This window comes from Homoserinimonas aerilata, assembly GCF_006716125.1.
GTDB classification, from domain to species: domain Bacteria; phylum Actinomycetota; class Actinomycetes; order Actinomycetales; family Microbacteriaceae; genus Homoserinimonas; species Homoserinimonas aerilata.
Genome location: NZ_VFOM01000001.1, coordinates 1,641,215 through 1,661,751, shown reverse-complemented (window position 1 = coordinate 1,661,751; position 20,537 = coordinate 1,641,215). Strand labels below are relative to the sequence as shown.

The following is a 20,537-nucleotide window of genomic DNA, read 5'->3' as shown; positions in this document are numbered from 1 at the left end:
ACTCGAGATCTCACGAGCGCAGAGAAGTGCGGGAGGGGCTACTGCGGCGCCTCGGTGCCGGCCGCGCCGCCGATGTTGAGGCCGCGCTGCAGTTCGGCGGAGGTCGCGTTGAGCTGCCCGAGCTGCGACGCGAGCGCGTCGTACTGGTCCTGACGCTCCAGAACCGAGGCGTAGAGGGCATCCAGCTCGTCCCTGCGCTCCATCAGTGACGTCCTGGCGGTGGTGAACGCGGCCTCCGAGGCGAAGAAGCTGCTGTCGGCGCGCCTGTTGAAGGTGCGGATGTCGCTGTTGAGCTCGTCGTAACCCGAGACATAGCTCGCATAGTCGGCCTCGGTGGACTGCCGTAGCGCCGTCATCTGCTGGACCAGGGCATCCGACTGTCTCTGCAGCTCGACGAAGACGGCGTTGGATGCTGCGTGCAGGCCCGTCACCACGTCGCGGTCGACGAAATACTGCGAGTAGTACTTCTCAAGCTCGGGGGAGACATCCGCGATCTCCGTGCCGATGATGGAGTGCAGCTCGTTGTGACGCTGACCCGGCTCGATCCGCGCGTAGAAGTCCATGCGCTTCGCGAACTCCTCGTCGCCCATGTGCTTGGCGGACTCGGCCTCCAGCAGGGTGCCGAGGTGCTCGCGCTCGTCGTCGCTGAGGCGATCCCAGGCGGCGTGCAGCATCTCGTGGGCCGCGACGACCTCCTCGCGTCCGTCGAGCCGCTCATCGGTGACGTCGAAGAGGAAGATCGTCTTGTCCTTGGGCAGGTAGCAGCCCAGGATGCCGAACTCCTGCTCGTCGTCATTCTTGGGGCATTCGGTGGCGAAGGCATCCGCGCCGCTCACGACGGGGTTGCTGGCGTAGTAGAGGAAGCGGCCGTGGTCGCTCAATTGCAGGCGTTCCGCATGGCCGGCGATGACGGCATCCGGCTCGAACTGCCACACCGTCACCTGATCGATGAGCGGCTGCGGGTTGTTGACGACCCAGATTCCGGCGAATGCCACAGCAGCGATGATGGCCGTGCCGACGAGGCTGGAGACGACGGTGCGGGCGCGTGAGCGGGTGCGTCGCGGTCGGCGCGGCGAATCGCCCTCGTCGTACAACGCCACTGATGCTCCCTGCCTGCCGATGCTCGCCGTCTGCCGATCGGCGCCCGCCTGCCTCCGCCGACGCGGCCCCCGAGGCCGGCGCAGAGTAACCAGCACAGAATAACAGGCGGATCTGGGCGGGCAGCCGCAGAGGGTAACAATCGAGACAGGCAGGAGACGGATGCCGGAGTCGCGCCCCGAGGCTCCGATGTGGCCGTCGCCCAGCGGCACACAGCACAATGGGAGGCATGACATCAGAATTCGCCCCATCCGACGCGCCCGCCATCGAATATCGCAACCTGGGCCCGTCGGGCCTCCGCGTCAGCACCATCGGGCTCGGCTGCAACAACTTCGGCAGGCCGGGCAGCGCGACGGAGGGTCAGGTGGGCACGACCGCTGTCATCCACGCCGCGATCGACGCGGGGGTGACGCTGTTCGACACGGCCGACATGTACGGCTACTCGTACGGGCGCAGCGAGGAGATGATGGGTCACGCCCTGAAGGGCCACAGGGATGAGATCGTGCTCGCGACGAAGTTCGGCAACGCCGACTACGACTCGCCGATCACGCACTGGGGTGCGAAAGGCTCGCGCCGCTACATCAGGCAGGCGGTCGAGGGCTCACTGCGCCGTCTGCAGACCGACCGCATCGATCTCTACCAGCTGCACACGCCCGACCCGCTGACGCCCGTCGAGGAGACCCTCGACGCTCTCGACGAGCTCATCCGCGAGGGCAAGGTGCTGTACATCGGGCATTCGAATCTCGCCGGATGGCAGATCGCCGAGGCCGAGTTCACGGCCCGCCTGCACGGGCATCCGCGGTTCGTCTCCGCGCAGAACGAGTACAACCTGTTGACGCGCGACGTCGAGCGGGAGGTGCTGCCGGCGGTCAACGCCTACGGGCTCGGATTCCTTCCGTTCTTCCCGCTCTACAACGGCCTGTTCACGGGCAAGTTCAGCAGGAGCGGCGGCCCGGCGGACAGCCGCATCATGAGGCAGCGTCCGCATCTGCTGGAGGGCGCCCCCTGGGATGCGATCGAGGAGTATGAGGCGCTGCTCGACGGTTACGGCGTCGGCATGCTGGAGGGCACCTTCGGATGGCTCCTCGCGCAGCCGGGGCTGAGCAGCGTCATCGCGGGCGCGACGACGCCGGAGCAGGTCTGGAGGAACGCGCACGCGGCCTCCGCCTGGCGCCCCTCCGCCGAGCAGGTCGCGGAGATCTCTCGGATCTTCGCGTGAGCCGTCGATCGTACGTGGCGCCCGGCGCTTAGGCTTGACGGGTGGAGCACGACACAGAGGACACCATCATCCGCCCCGCGAGGGGTGAAGAGGGCGTGCGTGCGCTGCTCGACGACGACACCGTCATCCGACCGCGCCAGGCGCCCGGATCGACGCTGCCGCGCACGATCGCGGCGGAGCAGCCGCCTGTGCTGGCGCCGCCCGCGCTGGAACCGCCCCCGGTGGAGCCGCCCGCGCTGGTCGAGGCTCCGCCCGAGCCGCCGCCCATCGTGCCGAACTGGTATCGCTTCACCGTGAACAGCCATGAGCCGATCGGGCTCGACCGCCCGGCGTTGATCGGTCGTCGCCCGAGCCTGCCGCGCGTCCCCCTTGTGGCGCGTCCGCGCCTCGTGCGGGTGCCGTCGCCGTTGCAGGAGGTCTCGGGCACCCACCTGGAGCTGCGCCAGAAGGGCTCCTCGGTCGTGGTCACCGATTACCGTTCCACCAATGGCACCGTCGTGGTGCTGCCGGGGTCGCTCCCGCGTAAGCTGCGGCCGGGCGAGTCGATCGTGGCGACACCCGGATCGGTCATCGACATCGGTGACGGGAACCGGATCGAGATCCTGCCAGTACAGATCACCGGATGGCCGTCGAGCGCGGTCACCATGAATGAGAGGCCGACACTGTGACGGCGATCGGCGAGAACACCACAGGCCACAGCGTGGCCCTGCCCGGCAGGGACGGCGAGGTCATCGAGCTTGCCTGGGCTGCAGAGACGGACACGGGCCACCGACGTCAGCACAACGAGGACAGCTATGTCGTGAGCCCTCCCCTCTTCGCCGTCGCCGACGGCATGGGCGGGCATTCGGCCGGAGACCTGGCGAGCGATGCCGTTGTGACGCGCATCGCCGAGGCGGCGACGGGCGACTTCGCCGAGGAGGATGTCATCGAGCGGGCGCTCAGGAAGGCGACCAAGGACATCACGCGTGTCGCGGATGAGGCCCACCTCGGCGTCGGCACGACCGCGACGGGGGCGAGCCTCAGGGTCATCGACGGCCAGCCGTTCTGGTCGGTGTTCAATGTGGGCGACTCGCGCGTGTACCTCGCGGAGGGCGGAGAGCTGAGTCAGGTCACGGTCGATCATTCGGTCGTGCAGGAGCTGGTCGACGCGGGGATGATCACGGCTGAGGCCGCCGAGCACCACCCGGACAGCAACATCATCACGCGGGCCGTCGGCTTCAACGCGGATGCGGTTCCCGACTACTGGTTGCTGCCCCTGCGCACCGGAATGCGTCTGCTGCTGTGCTCCGACGGTCTCAGCAAGGAGCTCGACTCTGCACGCATCCGTGAGATCCTCTGCGGCGACGGCACCGTCGCGCAGGTCGCAGAGGAGCTCGTGCTGCGAGCACTGGATGCGGGGGGCCGCGACAATGTGACGGTCGTCGTCATCGAGGTTGTCGCGGCGCCGCAGCCTGAGCCGGGGGCGGAGTCGGCGAACGTCGCGGACGACGCTCAGGCTGACAGTGATGAGGAGGCCGACGAGGAGGGGGACACCATTCCCCGTCGCCCGGCGTCTGGCGCCGAGCACCAGGAGGAGCCGAACACCTGACCCCCGAACGGGGGGTGAATGCGTGCGCTGATCGGGAGTTCTGCCCGGAAAGCCCGATAGCTGCTGGCCTACAATGATTATTCGCACCACGAGAGCGAAGCGATCGCCGACAATGACGGAGCGGTCGCTCGCGGGTGAGATGACGATCGAATCGGCTTAGGGGGCAGAAATGGCGCGACGCTTGCCGTCTCAGCCGCCCGTGCTGCCCGGCTTCAGTCACATGCACATCCTCGGTTCCGGCGGCTTCGCCGATGTCTTCCTCTTCGAGCAGAACATGCCGCGCCGCCAGGTGGCGGTGAAGGTTCTGCTCAGCGAGGTCGTCAACGATCATGTGCGTCAGATGTTCCAGGCCGAGGCCAATCTCATGGCGCAGCTCAGCTCGCATCCGTCGATCCTCACGGTCTACCAGGCGAGCGTCTCCTCGGATGGCCGGCCGTATCTGGTCATGGAGATGTGTTCCTCAGCGCTCAGTGAGCGTTACCGGCGCGAGCGCATCCCCGTCGCCGAGGTTCTGCGCATCGCCGTGCGTATCGGCAGCGCCATCGAGACGGCGCACCGTGCCGGCGTTCTGCACCGCGACATCAAGCCGTCGAACATCCTGCTGACCGCCTACGGGCATCCGGTTCTCTCCGATTTCGGTATCGCCTCGACCCTCGGCGGAACGCAATCGCAGGATGCTGTGGGGATGTCGATCCCGTGGTCGGCTCCCGAGGTGCTGCTCGATGAGAGCTCCGGCTCCATCGCCGCCGAGGTGTGGTCGTTCTCCGCAACCGTGTATTCGCTGCTGGCGGGGCGCTCGCCGTTCGAGCTGGCGGGGCAGTCGAACAAGTCGGCCGACCTGATCGGGCGCATCAGCAAGGGCAAGGTGCAGCCGATCGGGCGCTCCGATGTGCCGCGCGGGCTTGAGGAGGCGCTCAGGCGTGGCATGTCGCGCAATCCTGAGCACCGGCCGGGCTCGGTGCTGGAACTCGTGCACGAGTTCCAGGCGATCGAGTCAGAACTCGGCCTGCCGCAGACGCCCATCGAGGTCGCCATGGATGACTGGGCGCTCGCCACTGTCTCCGATCTGGAGGATCGCACGCGGGTGCGAGGGCTTGCCGCCGTTCCTGATTCGCCCGGACGGCGGCGCAGGCGGGGAACAGCCTCAACCGTGACCCCGCGCCTCGACGACGGAGGGCCGCGCAGCAGCACCGGCACCGCGGCGCCCACGCCCCCGAGCGGGCGGATGCAGACGCTCGCCTGGATCCTCGTGGCATCCGCCGTTCTGGTGATCGCGCTCGCCGCGACGGCAACCTATGTGCTCATCAAGACGAACACCTCCTCGATCCCCACCGTCACCGACATCCAGGCCGATGAGCGGCAGGGCCGGATGGAGTTCAACTGGCCCGATCCGGGCCTGCAGGATGGCGACTCCTACCAGATCGAGACGGCAGACGGTGAGCGCAGCATCCAGCGGGCGCCGCGTTTCGCCGTTGACGGCAACCCCGGTGATCTCGTGTGCATTACGGTCTCGGTCAACCGTGCAGGAGTGAACGGCCCGCTCAGCAACCAGAAGTGCGCATCGTTCCTGCCATGACGTTCTCGAAGACCTGGCGCTGGATACTCGGCCACAGATCGCTGGCCATGACGACGGGCAGCATTGTCGTCATCGTGGCGCTCATCGCCGCCGTCGCCGTCGCGTCGGGCGGCTACCGGGCGCAACGGCTCGACCTGGGTGACGCATCCGTCTGGGTGGCGAACGGCGAAAGCCAGGTCATCGGGCGCGCAAACACCGAGATCATGCAGCTCAACACGGTCGTGCAGAGCGCCGGCAGTGATCTCGATGTCGTGCAGCGCGGCGAGACAGTGCTTCTGCTTGACCTGGCGAACACGCGCGTCGACATCGTCGACCCGGCGACGTCTGAGGTGCTCGACAGCGCCGCACTGCCCACCGAGTCTCCGAAGGTGTATCTCGCGGGCGACAGCGCTGTCATCCATGCCGAGGGCACCGGCGAGGTGTGGATGATGCCCGCTCAGGATCTCTCCTCCTTCGACGTCTCAGGGGAGGCGACACTCAGCCTCGGCCGCAATTCGACGCTCGCGGTGGGGGTCGACGGAGTCATCCACGCCTACTCGCCCGATACGGGCCAGCTCTACGCTCTTGGGGTCGGCTCGGGAACCCAGACGCAGCAACTCGCCTTCGGCGACACCGGCGCCGGTGTGCAGCTGACCGCGGTGGGCGATCATGTCATCCTCTTCGACAGCTCCTCCCGGCACGCCTGGATCGACGGCGAGCTCGTGCCGCTCGACGGGCTGATCGATGCAGGCCAGAGCCCCGTGCTGCAGCAGCCCGGACCCGACGCGAGCGCCGTCGTGATCGCCTACACGAGCGGTCTGCTCTCCGTGCCGCTCGACGGCTCCGACCCGGTGAGGCTTCTCGAGGGCCGCAGCAGCGCCGTCGCCCAGCCGGTGGTGCTTGACGGATGCACGTACGCGGCCTGGGGAGACGGGACCGCCTGGCGTGACTGCCCCGGGCAGGCTCCCGTGACTCTCGAACTCGGCGGAACATCCGGAGCTCGTCTCGCCTTCGCCATGAACGGCGACAGGGTTCTGCTCAACGAGCCCGCCACCGGTGCCACCTGGGCGGTGCAGCAGGGTGGCGAGTCGATCGACAACTGGGACGAGCTGATCACGGTCGAGGAGGACCAGCAGCAGGTTCAGCAGAACGACGTCGACAGCGTGCCCGAATACGAGAAGGTGCAGATGCCGCCGGTCGCGGTGGCCGATGACTTCGGCGCCCGGCCCGGCCGCGCGACAGTTCTGCCTGTCCTCCTGAATGACTACGACCCGAACGGCGACGTGCTCGTCATTTCTGAGGTCACCGAGATCGACGAGGAGCTCGGCCGTCTCGAGCTGGTGCGCGACCGGCAGGAGATTCAGCTCACACTCGCTGACACGGCATCCGGCTCGTTCGGTTTCGGCTACACGGTGACCGACGGTCGTGGTGGTTCCGCTTCGACGACGGTGACGGTGACGGTGCGCAGCCCTGCCGAGAACTCCGCGCCCGTACAGCTGCGTCGTAGCCGCACGCTCGTCGCCGAGAGCGGGCGCGTCACCAGCAATGTGCTCGGCGACTGGATCGACCCGGATGGCGACGCCTTCTACCTGACATCGGCGACGACGGCGAGCCCGGATCTGGTCAGCCACAAGCCGGAGGGGGCCGTGGTCTTCCAGGAGGGCGGCGCGGCCGGTTCGCTTCGCTCCGTCGCGCTGCAGGTCTCCGACGGAATGGCGGAGGCATCCGGCAGTCTGTCGATCACGGTCAGCCCTCAGGGCGAGGTGCCGCTCATCGCCGACCCCTTCGTGGTGCGAGCGTACGCGGGCAGTGAGGTTCGTGTGTCGCCGCTCGATCATGTGCGCGGTGGCTCTGGCACGCTCAGGCTCACGGGGGTGCCCGCCAAGACGGGGGCGACGATCGTGCCCAACTACGACAGGGGCACCTTCCGCTTCTCGAGCACCCAGGTTCGCAGCTTCTACGCCGAATATGTCGTCACCGATGGCTCGCAGACGGTGACGGGTCTCGTGCGCATCGACGTCGAGACGCCACCGGATGCGAGCAGCAAGCCGGTCACGATCCCCAAGACGGTCTTCGTCAAGACGCTGAGCAGCGAGACGATCGACGTCACCCTCACCGACAGTGACCCCGCCGGCGGCGTGCTGATGGTCACGGGTCTGACGGGGCTCGACCCTGCGGCGGGAGTGCGCGCCGATGTTCTCGACCAGAAGTCGATCCGAATTACCCTTGTCGCGCCGCTCGACTCCGGGCCGGTGTCGTTCGGCTATCGCGTGACCAACGGCCTGGCCGAGGCGGAGGGTCTCGTCACCGTCATCGAGATCGCGCAGCCGGAGCAACTGCAGGCGCCCGTCGCGACCGACGACAGCATCACGGTTCGCGTCGGCGACACCATCGACATCCCGGTGCTGGCGAACGACCTGCACCCCGACGGCGAGGAACTGAAACTCAACCCGGTGCTCTCGGCGAAGGTGAAGAGCGGGGCCGGCCTGCTGTTCGCATCCGGAAACAAGCTGCGCTATCTCGCGTCGAACCAGACCGGAAACTTCACGGCCGTCTACGAGATATTCGGGCCCGACGGGCAGGCGGCGCAGGCGCAGGTGCGGATCGCCGTGCGTGAGGCCGTCGAGGCCACCAACAATCCGCCCGCGCCGGTGACCACGGTTGCACGGGTCGTTGCGGGTGAACGGGTGAGCATCCGCATCCCACTCAGCGGCATCGACCCCGACGGCGACTCGGTGCAACTGCTCGGGCAGGAGAGCAACCCGGAGAAGGGCGCCGTCACCGAGGTCGGCAGCGACTTCATCGAATACGAGGCGGGCGGCTACTCGGCAGGAACCGACAGCTTCAGCTATACCGTCATCGACGCGCTCGGCGCCCGAGCGACCGGCCGGGTGCGCGTGGGCATCAGCCCGCCCATCGAGGGCGCCCGCAACCCTGTGGCGACCGCCGACGAGGTCGTCACGAGGCCCGGCGGCGCGGTGCGGGTCCAGGTTCTGCTGAACGACTCCGACCCGGACGGCAGCGCACTCAGCGTCGTCTCCGTCGAGCCCAACGACGCCGAGACGAGCGCGGAGATCGTGGGCGAGGTCGTCGAGGTGACCCCGCCGGCTCTCGCGGGCCGCTACGGGCTCGTGTACACGATCGAGAACGAGTTCGGAGGGAGCAGCTCCAACTTCGTGACCGTCGTCGTCGACCCGGATGCGCCGCTCGCGTATCCGATCGCATCCGACACCGTACTCACGCTGTCGGACATCCTCGACCGCGACTCCATCACGATCGACGTGCTCGAGCGGGTGTTCTTCGCCGACGGACCGGTCTCGAGTCTCGGCATCCGCCTGCTCGACGGCTATCGGGCATCCGCCACCGTCGAGCGCGACAAGCGGGTGACGGTGCAGATCGGCGACAGGAGCCAGATCATCCCCTTCGCGATCGTGCACCCCGACGACGCGCAGGTGGTCTCGTACGCCTTCATCCGGGTGCCCGGTCACGACGACGCGCTCCCGCAGCTCGACCGCCGCGCGCCACGGCTGACGGTCGCCAGCGAGTCGCAGCTGAGGATCGACATCAACGACCATGTCGTCGCCGTCGGCGGGCGGAAGGTGCGGCTCACCGACACCACGACCGTGCGGGCCACGCACTCGAACGGTGACAGCCTGGTTCTTGACTCCGACACCCTCGTCTTCACCTCTGCCGACAGGTACTTCGGGCCTGCCTCGATCTCGTTCGAGGTCACGGATGGTGCGAATGCGGATGAGCCGGGGGCGCACACGGCGACGCTCGTGCTGCCCATAACGGTGACGCCCCGCGAGAACCAGCCGCCGGCCTTCACCGGTGGCAGCATCGAGTTCGAGCCGGGCGAGGAGAAGGAGCTCGACCTGCTCAGGCTCACGAGCTACCCGTACCCCGACGACCTCGACGAGCTCGCCTACCGGGTCCTCGAACCATTGCCGACGGGCTTCAGCTACACGCTGCGGGGGAGCACGCTGACCCTGAAGGCCGATGTCGGCACGGTCAAGGGCTCCGAGACGACGATCGCGCTCGGTGTGAGGGATGACCTCAGCGAAGGCCGAGCGGGCACGATCGCGCTGCGCGTCGTCGCCTCCACGAGACCTCTCGCGAGGCCGGCGCCCGACGCTTCGGTCACTCCCAGGGGCTCGTCGACCGTCATCGACGTGCTCAGCAACGACAGCGCGACCAACCCCTTCCCGAATAAGCCGCTCACGGTCGTCGCGATCCGCGGTATCGACGGAGGCGCACTGCCCGACGGCGTCACCATCGTGCCGAGCACCGACAGGAGCAGGCTCTCCGTCGCGGTGGCATCCAATGCCGTTCCTGCAGACACGCAGCTCCAGTACCAGGTCGCGGACGCGACGGGCGACCCGGATCGTTACGTCTGGGGCAGGGTCACGATCTCGGTGCAGGATGTTCCGGATGCGCCCATCGCGCCCGTCAAGACCGAGGGCCACACGAATGGCGCCATCACCCTCAGGATCACGCCGCCGGCCTTCAACAACTCGCCGATCACACGCTACGAGATTGTCAGCAGCGCGGGGGACTACCGCAAGGACTGCGGCACGCAGCAGCTGTGCAGGCTCGACGACCTGACAATCGGGGCCGTGTACGAGTTCAGCGTCATCGCGAGCAACTCGATCGGCTCATCGGCGCCGGGAATGGCGAGCCAGCCGCTTCGAGCGGACTATCTCCCGGCCGCTCCGACCGGCGTCAACGCGGTGCCGTCCACAGGAAGGCCCGGCGAGATCGTCATCTCCTGGACCCCTGTCGCCGATCCGAATCCCGGAACGGAGGTCGCCGGGTACACCGTGCGCATCGTCGGACCGGGTGTCGGCCAGCGGGACATCCCGGTGGGCAGGGGGGCGAGTCGCCTGCAGACGACGGCGGACGGGCTGATCCAGCCTGGCGAGGAATACCAGGTGACTGTCGTTGCCATGAACTCGGCGCAGGTCGACGCCGAGGGGTGGAACAGGTCAGGGGTGGCGATCGTCCGTGCTGTCGGACATCCGACCCCCGTCACGGGCCTCGGCGGCGTGCTTCTCGGATCGGATGGCCGAATCCAGGTCTCCTGGACGGGCGCCTCGACCTGGAACGGCGCAGCAACCGGAAGCTACAGCATCGCGCGCTTCGCCGCGGGCGGCGAAATTCCCGCATCCTGTGAGACGGGGAGCAAGCCCGGTGCGATCGCGGGAGCCACGGCAAGCGGCTGGATCGACACCGACGCCGCCGACGGCGGAAAATACGTCTACGCCGTCTATTCCGACAATGGCTACTTCTGCTCGGTGGCGGTCTCCGGCCAGGTCGAGAGCCGGAAGGCGCCCGGAAAGGCGACCGTCGATCCCGAGTTTCCCACGGTCCAACACCAGTCGTCCGGCAACTGGGACGTGCGCATCGGCGGCCTCGGCGTCGTATCCGGCGTCGCCACACGCTACGAATACCGTCTGGGCTCCGCAGCATGGCAGGCCGTTCCCACCTCCGGATTCGTCACTTCTGCGGCCAACAGCGCGGTCTACGGCACGCCCGTGTCACTGCAGGTGCGCGGCTGCCGGGACACCAGCACCGACTTCTGCGGGCCCTCCGTGACCCTGACGGCGACGCCCGTGGCGACGCGGGCATCCGTTCCCAGCTGCCTGGCCGGGCAGCCCTTCATTGCTGCTCCGCCGAACAACAACGGATCTCCGAAGATCACCGTCGGTTACGCGGTCGACTACGGCCTGCTGGGCGTCTACTCCGGCGTCTTCCATACGTGGCATGAGGGCGAGACAGTCCCGCTCACCGCCTCGGGAGTCCGCATCAAGGCGACAGTCACTGCCGGCACTTCGGTGTATCAGGACCCACAATGGGGTCAGACCCAGTGCCAGCCGGCACCGGAACCGACACCTGAGCCGACCCCGGAACCGACACCGGAACCGACACCGACACCGCCGCCCGGGGCCACCCCGGGGGCGACGCCGGGCGGCTGAGACGAATGAACTACCGATCAGGAGAGACGAACGAATGACGATGACACCCGAGCAGGCTGCCTGGTTCTCCGACATCTTCAACAGGCTTGTCGCCAACGTCGAACAGGTGCTGCTCGGAAAGTCCTTCGTCATCAAGCTCTCCTTCACCGCGCTCCTCAGTGAGGGACACCTGCTGCTGGAGGACTTCCCCGGAACAGGCAAGACCTCGCTCGCCCGCGCCATCGCGGAGAGTGTCGACGGCGTGAGCAACCGAGTGCAGTTCACCCCGGACCTGCTCCCTGGTGACATCACCGGCGTCAGCATCTACGACCAGCGTTCGGCCGAGTTTGAGTTCCACCGCGGGCCCATCTTCGCCAACATCGTGCTAGCCGACGAGATCAACCGTGCCAGCCCCAAGACCCAGGCCGCCCTCCTCGAGGTCATGGAGGAGGGGCGGGTCACCGTCGACGGTGTCACTCATCCGGTCGGCGCTCCCTTCATGGTCATCGCCACCCAGAACCCCATCGAGCAGGCGGGGACCTACCGGCTGCCCGAGGCCCAGCTCGACCGCTTCCTGATGAAGACGTCGATCGGGTACCCCGACCATGCCTCGACGCTGCGCATCCTCGAAGGGGCAGGCATCAAGGCGCACGAGAGCCCCGTTGCCGCGATCGTCTCGGCCGCGACGATCATCGAGATGGGTGCGCTGGCCCGCACCGTGCATGTCGACCCCGCCATCAACGACTACGTCTCCCGACTCGTCGAGGCGACGCGCACCGCCACGGAGGTGCGTCTCGGCGCCAGCGTGCGCGGCGCGCTCGCCCTCATCCGCAGCGCGAAGACCCTCGCCGCCGCAGCCGCGCGTCACTACGTCATCCCCGACGACATCAAGGCGCTTGCGGAGCCCGTGCTCGCCCACCGGCTCGTGCTCGACCCCGAGGCGGAATTCGACGGCGTCACCACGTCGAGCGTCATGGCACAGATCCTGATGGAGACCGCGCCCCCCGGCGACAGGCAGGCCTCGTGACCGGACGGAACGCATGACCGAACGGCCCTTCATGACCGAGAAGGCGCTGTGACGCCCAGGTCGACGCCGCCGACGAGGACGCACGGCGCCGGCACGACGAACTCGCGGCAGCACTCCCGAGTGCACGGTTCGACGACGTCGCTGCGCTCCGACACCCTCTTCGACACCTCGACGGTCGGCCTCAGCAACGCCCGTACCCGCATCGTCGGCAACCGCGACGGGATGCTCGCCGACGTCATCGTGGCCGTCGTGCGCTCCGCCCGCGGCATCAGCGCCGTCATCCGGACCGTCGCGGGCAGGGTGGGCTCCGTCGTCACGACGCTCGGCTGGGTCATGGCCGCGGTCGTCACCCTCAGCCTCGTCTGGGGATACACGGCGGGCTGGTCGGAGCTCGTCGCCGTGGGCTACACGGGCCTCGTGCTGCTGCTCGTCGCCATCGTCTACCTCGTCGGACGCAACGCATTCACGATCACGCTCGAGCTCCCCCACAGCCGCGTCGCGGTGGGGGAGGAGGCATCCGGGGTCGTCTCGATCGCGAACCCGAGCCGCCACCGTATCTTTGGGGCCAAGGCCGAGGTGCCCATCGGGCCGGGCATCGCCGAGTTGGCACTCCCCGGTCTCGCCGCCGGCGCATCCGTCGAACACCAGTTCGCCATTCCCACAGGCCGGCGCGGGATGCTCGTCGTCGGCCCCGTCAGGACGGTGCGGGCCGACCCGATCGGGCTCGTCCGCCGCGAGCTTGCCTGGACCGATCAGCACGAGATGTTCGTGCATCCGCGCACAATCGCCATCCCCAGCACCAGCACAGGGTTCATCCGCGACCTCGAAGGGAACCCGACCCGAGACATCACCAGCAGCGACGTCGCCTTCCACGCCCTGCGCGAGTATGCGCGTGGCGACGAGCGCCGCAACATCCATTGGAAGAGCACGGCCAAGACGGGCACCTACATGGTGCGGCAGTTCGAGGAGACGAGGCGCAGCCACCTCGTCATCGCGCTCAGCCGGGCCAGTTCCGACTACGCCGACGACGCCGAGTTCGAGATGGCCGTCAGCGTCGCGGGATCGCTCGGCATCCGGGCCATCAGGGATGTGCGCAACCTCTCGGTCGTCACGAGCGCGACGACGCCAGAGTTCGCCAAGCGCAAAGTCTTCGCGGTGCGCTCGCTCAGCACCCTCAGCCCCTCACGGCTCCTCGACGACCTCTCCATCGTTGACCACGAGGAGTCTGCGCTCGGGCTCACCGATGTCGCCAGGGTCGCCGCAGAGCAGGTGAGCGGCATCTCCGTGGCGTTCCTCGTCTGCGGCTCGATGCCTACCCCGGGAGAGCTGCGCGCGGCATCGACCAGATTCCCGGCCGGGGTCGAGGTTGTTGCGGTCGTATGCGATCCGGACACCGTCCCCGGGCTTCGCCGGGTGACCGGCCTCAGTGTGCTCACCATCGGGTTCCTCGAGGACCTCCAGAAGAGCCTCGCGAAAGCGGCGACCTCATGAGGCGGCCGAGACGGCAGAGGGCTGCGTTCGTCGTCGTGGCGACGGCGACGTTCTGGGTGGGCCTGGCCATCGCGGTCACCGCATTCTGGCCGATCTATGAGCATCCGCAGTTCATCATCATGGCGGTCGGAACGATCGTGCTGGGCAGCGCGATTGCTCTGCTCGGTGCCGTCTTCCGGTGGCCGAGCCCTGTGGTTCTCCTTCTGACGCTCATCGTCTTCGCCGTGTTCGGCGTTCCCTTCGCCGTTCCAGAGCTCGCGCTCTACGGCGTGCTTCCCACGCTCGACGGCCTGCTCGAGCTGGTCACGGGAGCGGCGCTCGGCTGGAAGCAGCTGCTCACGATAACGCTGCCCGTGGGCACGTACCAGGGACTGCTGGTCCCGGCGTTCCTGCTCATCCTCGTCGCCACAGTCGGCGGACTCTCCACAGCATTGCGAGCGCGATTCGGCGAACTCTCGGCCCTGTTTCCGAGCGCCGTGCTTCTGGTCGGCCTGCTCTTCGGCCCGAAGGAGCTCCCCTTCGCCATGCCGCTCGTGCTGGGCTTTCTCGTCGCCGTGCTCGGCACGCTCGCCTGGTGGCGGTGGCAGCGCAGACGGGATGCCATCAGGGCGCTCGCTGCGACGACGCCCGGAACCGGCGCCGCCCCCCTCGAGACCGCGGAGCGCTCCGGCGGGATTCGTGCCGTCGCATCCGCCGTCGTCATTCTCGCCATCGCCGTCGGCACCGGCTCGGCCGCCGTCAGCCTGGCCCCGCCGAGCAGGGAGCGCGTCGTGCTGCGCGACACCGTCGAGCGGCCGTTCGACCCGCAGGAATATGCGAGCCCCCTCAGTGCGTTCAGACGGTACCTGCAGCCCGGCACGGCCGATGCCGCCATGCTCACCGCAAGCGGCCTTCCTGAGGGAGGGCGGCTGCGCATCGCGACGCTCGACACCTACAACGGTGTCGTGTTCTCGGTCGGGAGCGAGCAGACGAGCAGCGAGTCTGGCTCGTTCACTCGGGTTCCGACGAGCATCGACCAGTCTGCGATCGACGGGGAGCACGTCACACTCGACATCGTCATCACCGGCTACAAGGGCATCTGGGTGCCCACGGCAGGAAAGCTGCAGACGATCGACTTCGTCGGGGCGGATGCCTCGGGGCTGAAGAACTCGTTCTTCTACAACGACGTGAGCGGCACCGCCGTTGCGCTCGACGGGCTCGGCGAAGGCAGCGGCTATGAGCTCGACGCTGTCGTCACTCCGATGGTCGCCGACTCGCAGCTCGCCTCTCTCGCGCCGGGAACCGCGACAGTGCCCGTGGCGAGCGCCGTGCCCGACGATCTCGCGGTGACCCTCGACGGCTGGGTGCGGGATGCGACGACACCGGGCGAGCGGCTGCGCGCGATGCTCGCAGGCATCGCCACGGAGGGCTACATCAGTCACGGTGGAGCGGACGAGCCGCCGAGTCGATCCGGCCACGGGGCGGATCGGATCGCGCAACTGCTGACCGATCCGATCATGATCGGCGACCAGGAGCAGTACGCCGTGACGGCGGCGCTCATGGCCAGGGCCATCGGATTTCCCTCGCGGGTCGTCGTCGGCTTCGTTCCCGACTCTGTCTCGTCGGCAGGCGATGCGACCGTCGTGCGAGGCTCGGATGCTTCCGCCTGGATCGAGGTCAACACGCTGCGGCAGGGCTGGGTTGCGGTCGACCCGACGCCGCCAGTCCGCGAGATCCCGTTGGCCGAACCGGAGGAGCCCGCCCAGGTGGCCCGCCCGCAGACCCCCGTGCCGCCCCGGGCGACGGAGCCCGACGGCAACACCGACCAGATCCCGCTCGACAGCTCGCAGGAGGAGGACCCCGTCGAAGACCCCTTCCTCGCCATCCTGCTGGCGGCCCTCGTCGGGCTGGGGGTGACGCTGCTTGTGATCGCGGTGCTGCTCTCGCCGTTCATCGCGATCGTCGCCGCGAAGCTGAGGCGACGTCACCTGCGGCAGAGGGCGTCGAGTCCGGCCCAGCGGATCAGCGGGGGCTGGCGGGAATTCGAGGATGCCATCATCGACTACGGCTACACGCCGCCGGCGTCGCCGACCCGCAGTGAGGTGGCGGAGACGGTGGGCGGCATCCAGCCACTCGTGCTCGCATCCGTCGCCGATCGTGCCACCTTCGCTCCCGAGCAGGTCAGGGAGGAAGAGGCCATCCAGGTGTGGACGGCGGTGCGGGAACTGGGCGCCGGCCTCGGGGAGGGGCGCACCCGCTGGCAGCGGCTCAAGGCACTCGTCTCGCTCCGATCTCTCGGTGGATATAGTGTCAAGGAGTTGTTCGCACGAGAGAGACGGCTCCCATGAATTGCAGTCATTGCGGTACGAGACTGCCGCGCGGGGCGCTCTTCTGTGGGGAATGCGGCCGTCGCATCGAGGCTGGCCCTGCTGGCGGGCATCCGGCCGATGAGGAGACGGGCCCCGCCTCCCGCAGCATCCGCCCTGATGACTCGCAGCCGTTCATCGCCCCTCCTCCTGCTGAGCGTGCGCATCCGGCCCCTGTCGTGCCGGGCTCACCCGCCGGCTCGAGCTCCTGGGTACTGAGCGACTTCGACGACGAACTGGATCTCACGGGCGAGCCGGAGCCGGCAGTGTCGGATGCCTCGCCCGAAAGCTCCGACGACGCCCCCGCCGGCACGGCCGTCTGGCCGCTGCGCTGCGAGCAGTGCGGCAACCTGCTGGGCCCCGGCGACATCTTCTGCGGCGAATGCGGCTTCGTGTCGCGCGCTGTGACGCAGGCGTTCACGATGCCCATCGAGCGGATCCCTTCGGCTCCCTCGATCTCGGAGCCCCCGGTGCGCGGCGCGGCCGATGAGATGGACGATGAGATGGCGGATGCGCCTGCCGAGGTCGATCCTGGGGCTGATGATTCCGATGGTGAGTCGATAGCGCCCCTGCCGCCGTCGCCCTCCGTTCCGTTCCTCCCGCCTGTCGGGCTGATCGCGCCGGAGCCCCCGGCGGCCGCCGCTGTTCCGCTCCTGCCGGCGCCCGGCCTGCCCGTTCCGATGCTGCCGGAGGCGCTCATCCCGCCGCCGCAGACGAAGCCTGCCCGAGCATCCGTGCCTCTCAGTACGCCAGAGGTTACTGACGATCTCGCCGCTGACCTCGAGGAGACGCGCATCGTGCGCCGGAGGGGTGCCGAACGTTTCGTGTTGCAGTTCAGTACGGGCGAGAGTGTGACGGTGTACGGCACGGGCCTCATTGGTCGCAACCCGCGGCCCGAGCCGGGTGAGGTTTTCGACCAGCTCGTGCGCGTGCTCGACACGGGCCGCTCCGTGTCGAAGACGCACCTCGAGTTCGGCCAGCAGGGCGGTGTTTTCTGGGTGAAGGATCGTTTCTCGGGCAACGGCACGATCGTCCGCGCGCCCGAGTCGGAGCCGCAGCGCTGCGAGGCCGAGCGACGCTACAGCGTGGTGCGGGGCAGCAGGGTCGAGATCGGCGAGCAGTTCTTCATCGTCAGCTGATCGTCCCCTCCGCGCGGGGCAGTCACTGAGCAAAGTGTCCACAGTTCGCCTGCCGCTGCTGTGTCGTGAGCTCCCGATGCTGTGGGCTTGTCTCGTGACGATCTCCTCTCAGTTGGCCAGACCCCTTTCCGAACGATCGCCTGCGATGGTGGGCGCCGGTGCCGTGGGCCTCGACTCGGGCGGTGGCATCTCGATCCCGCTCCCGCGCGGCATCGAGACGACACCGCCGTTCCGTTTTCCGATCGTTGCGACGCTCGCCCCCGTTGTCGTCTCGCTCGCGATGTGGGCGATCACCCACTCGCCGTTCGCCCTCATGTTCGCTGTGCTGGGGCCCGTGATCGCCATCGGCAGTCTCGTCGATTCGCGCCTCCAGGCCCGACGTACGAGCCGACGCGAGCTCGCGCGTTTCCTTCTCGACGCGGAGGGCACCCGCGAGCAGATCGCCGGGGCAAAGGAAGCGGTCGTCGTCGGGCTCTCGGCTGCGGTGCGGTCGCCGCGGGGGCTTCTCGCGGCGCATGTGCACGACCCTGAGCGATGGCGCCACGATTCGGGCCCGCTGCCGGTGCTCGTGGGCCGCGGCACGCTGCCCAGCGGAATCACCCTGAGCGGCGGACAGGATGGCAGTGGGCAGCTTCCGGCTGCGGCGACTGAGGTTGTTGAGGCGCTTCGGAGGGATGCGTCGACGATCGATGACGCCCCTGTGCTGCTCGATGCCCGGCTCGGGCTCGGCGTGTGCGGGCGGGGCGTCGCGGCATCGTCGTATGCGCGCGGCCTGATCATGCAGCTGGCGGCGGCGCTGTCTCCGGATGTCGTGGAGTTGCGGGTCGGGGAGGGTTTCGGCGAGTGGGCGCACGCGCTGCCGCACAATCGCGGTTCCGTGGCTGAGCCTGGGCGTATGGAGTTCCTGTCCTCGCAGCGGGAGAGAGCGGATCGCCTGGATCGGGCGGGGCTGCGCATCGTCGTGGCGCTGGCTGAGAGTGTCGAGCTGCTTCCCCGCGACTGCCGTGTGGGCTTGGCCGTTGCGGGCGGCGAGATCGCGCTGCTCAGGCATCCGTCGATGGAATCTGCTGAGCGGGGCTCGGCTGGCTTCCCTCGCGTCCTCCGCGGCGAGTTGGTCTCGGCGGGCGATGCGGCCCGTTTCGCGAGCGTGCTCCGCGAAGCGGCGCAGATTGAGGGGCTCGGGGCGGCGGCACCGCAGCCTCCCGCCTCGGTGGCGTTCGCCTCCCTTGAGCATCCGTCTCCGCCCGGTGGCGTGCCCGTGACGGGCCTGCCTGCGGTGTTCGCGGCGTCCGCGGATGGCGCGGTGCAGCTCGACCTGGTGACAGAGGGGCCGCATGCGATCGTCGGGGGCACGACGGGCAGCGGAAAGAGTGAGCTGCTCATCAGCTGGGTGCTGGGCATGGCTGCGGCGCATCCGCCTGAGCGCGTGACCTTCCTGCTCGTCGACTTCAAGGGCGGCTCCTCCTTCGGTGCGGTCGAGGCCCTGCCGCACAGTGTCGGCCTCATCACAGACCTCGACCCGTTCTCGGCGCGGCGAGCCCTCGAGAGCCTGCGCGCCGAGCTGCGCCATCGCGAGCAGGTGTTCGCGCGTCGCGGGGCCCGGTCGATCGACGAGCTCATGGCGGCCGCGGAGGCGTCCGGCAGCAGGCCTGCGTTGCCGAGGCTCGTGGTCGTCGTCGATGAGTTCGCGGCCATGGTCGCGGACTTCCCCGAACTGCACGCGCTCTTCGCTGACGTGGCCGCCCGGGGGCGTTCGCTCGGCGTCCATCTCATCCTCTGCACGCAGAGGCCGGCGGGGGCGCTGCGCGACAACGTCATGGCCAACTGCACCCTGCGGCTCTCCCTGCGCGTCAACAACGGTGCCGACAGCACCGCCGTCATCGGTGTTCCGGATGCGGCGGCGCTTCCTCCGCACCCGATCGGGCGCGCCTATCTGAGCTCCGCGGGCGGCCCGCCTCGTCTCGCTCAACTGGCCATTGCGACAGCAGCCGACGCCGCGGCAGTCTCCGCGCGCTGGGCAGACTCCGCGCCGGCTCGCAGGCCGTGGCTGGCCCCCCTTCCCGCCGTGCTGCCTGCTTCTCATCCGGCATTCCGCGCTGCCGGTGCCGAGGTTCCCGAGGGCGCCCTCGCGTTCGGTCTGCGCGACCTTCCGCAGGAGCAGTCCCAGCCGGTGGCCGCCTGGCATCCTGCGACGGAGGGCAACCTCCTCGCAGTCGGCGGGCAGTCCTCGGGCAAGAGCTCGCTCCTGGCGGCGCTGCACGGTGTTGCCGGGGAGAGAGCGATGCTGCTCCCGGGTGACGTCGAGGGGGCGTGGGATGCCCTGGCTGGCCTCACCGGCGCGGCTCCTGAATCCGCCGCGCCCGATGTGCTGCTGGTCGACGACGTCGATGCGCTCATCGGGCGCTTCGGCGACGCGCAGCGGCCGCTCGTCATGGAGATGCTCACGGCGTTGCTGCGTGACGGCGGGGGCCGGGGCATCCGCGTCGCGATGACGGCACGACGCCTCACCTCCGCGGTGCACTCGCTCTCCGGCCTGTGCGATTCGCGCATCCTTCTGCGGATGCCCAGTAGGCAGGACCACGTCATGGCCGGAGGCGAGGGCGCCGATCACGACCCGCAGCTGCCTCCCGGTGGTGGCCAATGGCGCGGCAGGCGCCTGCAGATCGCCTGGATCCCCGAAGCAGAGCGGATGCTGCCTGTCGCCTCCGCCACGCGGTGCCCGTTCGGCGCGCTCGCGCAGGGGCCGCTCGTCGTCATCAGCACCAGGGCACAGGCCATACGCGTCCTCCTGGAGCACGTCGCGCCCGGCCGCGTCACAGGCCCGGATGCGGTACCCGCCGCCATGCCGAATTCCCCGGATGCTGAGCAGGCTGCCCGCATCGTCGTCGCCGATCCACAGGAGTGGCAGCTCCACTGGGCGGCGCTGGCGACCCTGCGGCGCAGGTCCCCCCTGCTCTTCGACCGCTGCACGGCATCCGAATTCCGTTCTCTCTCCGGGTCGGGTCTGGTGCCGCCGCCCCTCGGCCGGGAGCCGGGCGGGGCATGGCTGCTGGGCGATCAGGGGCTCGTCAAGCGCATCCAGCTGCCGCGGGGGTTCTAGCGTCGAAGCCGTAGGCTTGGG

At 68.7% G+C, this 20,537-nt stretch carries 11 protein-coding genes; 10 read left to right on the top strand and 1 reads right to left on the bottom strand.

Annotated elements, in window-relative coordinates; translation table 11 throughout:
• Window positions 1–38 precede the first annotated feature (38 nt).
• Window positions 39–1,100: a hypothetical protein gene (locus FB562_RS07820; RefSeq protein ID WP_246081389.1), complete on the bottom strand. Its 1,062-nt coding sequence runs from the start codon at window positions 1,098–1,100 to the stop codon at window positions 39–41.
• Window positions 1,101–1,327: 227 nt separating this feature from the next.
• Here FB562_RS07820 and FB562_RS07815 point away from each other — a divergent pair, with 227 nt between their 5' ends.
• The 10 genes from FB562_RS07815 to FB562_RS07770 all read left to right on the top strand — a co-directional run bounded on the left by FB562_RS07815 (window position 1,328) and on the right by FB562_RS07770 (window position 20,516).
• Complete coding sequence (locus tag FB562_RS07815; RefSeq protein ID WP_141880589.1) at window positions 1,328–2,317, top strand: aldo/keto reductase; 990 nt, start codon at window positions 1,328–1,330, stop codon at window positions 2,315–2,317.
• A 41-nt stretch (window positions 2,318–2,358) separates the two neighbouring features.
• On the top strand, window positions 2,359–2,985 hold the full coding sequence (locus tag FB562_RS07810) for an FHA domain-containing protein (protein WP_185740481.1): 627 nt from the start codon (window positions 2,359–2,361) through the stop codon (window positions 2,983–2,985).
• Complete coding sequence (locus FB562_RS07805) at window positions 2,982–3,905, top strand: PP2C family protein-serine/threonine phosphatase (protein ID WP_141880588.1); 924 nt, start codon at window positions 2,982–2,984, stop codon at window positions 3,903–3,905. Before FB562_RS07810 ends, FB562_RS07805 begins: the two co-directional genes overlap by 4 nt.
• Window positions 3,906–4,074: 169 nt before the next feature.
• Window positions 4,075–5,481: a serine/threonine-protein kinase gene (locus tag FB562_RS07800; protein WP_141880587.1), complete on the top strand. Its 1,407-nt coding sequence runs from the start codon at window positions 4,075–4,077 to the stop codon at window positions 5,479–5,481.
• Window positions 5,460–11,435, top strand: a complete 5,976-nt coding sequence (locus FB562_RS07795; RefSeq protein WP_141880586.1) for an Ig-like domain-containing protein — start codon at window positions 5,460–5,462, stop codon at window positions 11,433–11,435. Before FB562_RS07800 ends, FB562_RS07795 begins: the two co-directional genes overlap by 22 nt.
• A 34-nt stretch (window positions 11,436–11,469) precedes the next feature.
• The gene (locus tag FB562_RS07790) at window positions 11,470–12,441 is read left to right on the top strand and encodes an AAA family ATPase (RefSeq protein ID WP_141880585.1); all 972 of its coding nucleotides are present in this window, start codon (window positions 11,470–11,472) and stop codon (window positions 12,439–12,441) included.
• A 48-nt stretch (window positions 12,442–12,489) separates the two neighbouring features.
• Window positions 12,490–13,932 carry a DUF58 domain-containing protein gene (locus FB562_RS07785; protein WP_246081388.1) on the top strand — a complete coding sequence of 481 codons (1,443 nt, stop codon included), beginning with the start codon at window positions 12,490–12,492 and terminating at the stop codon, window positions 13,930–13,932.
• Window positions 13,929–16,259, top strand: a complete 2,331-nt coding sequence (locus FB562_RS13890) for a transglutaminase TgpA family protein (protein ID WP_141880584.1) — start codon at window positions 13,929–13,931, stop codon at window positions 16,257–16,259. The genes FB562_RS07785 and FB562_RS13890 overlap by 4 nt, the downstream gene beginning before the upstream one ends.
• Window positions 16,256–17,416 carry a zinc-ribbon domain-containing protein gene (locus tag FB562_RS07775; RefSeq protein WP_141880583.1) on the top strand — a complete coding sequence of 387 codons (1,161 nt, stop codon included), beginning with the start codon at window positions 16,256–16,258 and terminating at the stop codon, window positions 17,414–17,416. Before FB562_RS13890 ends, FB562_RS07775 begins: the two co-directional genes overlap by 4 nt.
• 94 nt (window positions 17,417–17,510) lie before the next feature.
• Window positions 17,511–20,516: an FtsK/SpoIIIE domain-containing protein gene (locus FB562_RS07770; protein ID WP_185740480.1), complete on the top strand. Its 3,006-nt coding sequence runs from the start codon at window positions 17,511–17,513 to the stop codon at window positions 20,514–20,516.
• Window positions 20,517–20,537: the final 21 nt, after the last annotated feature.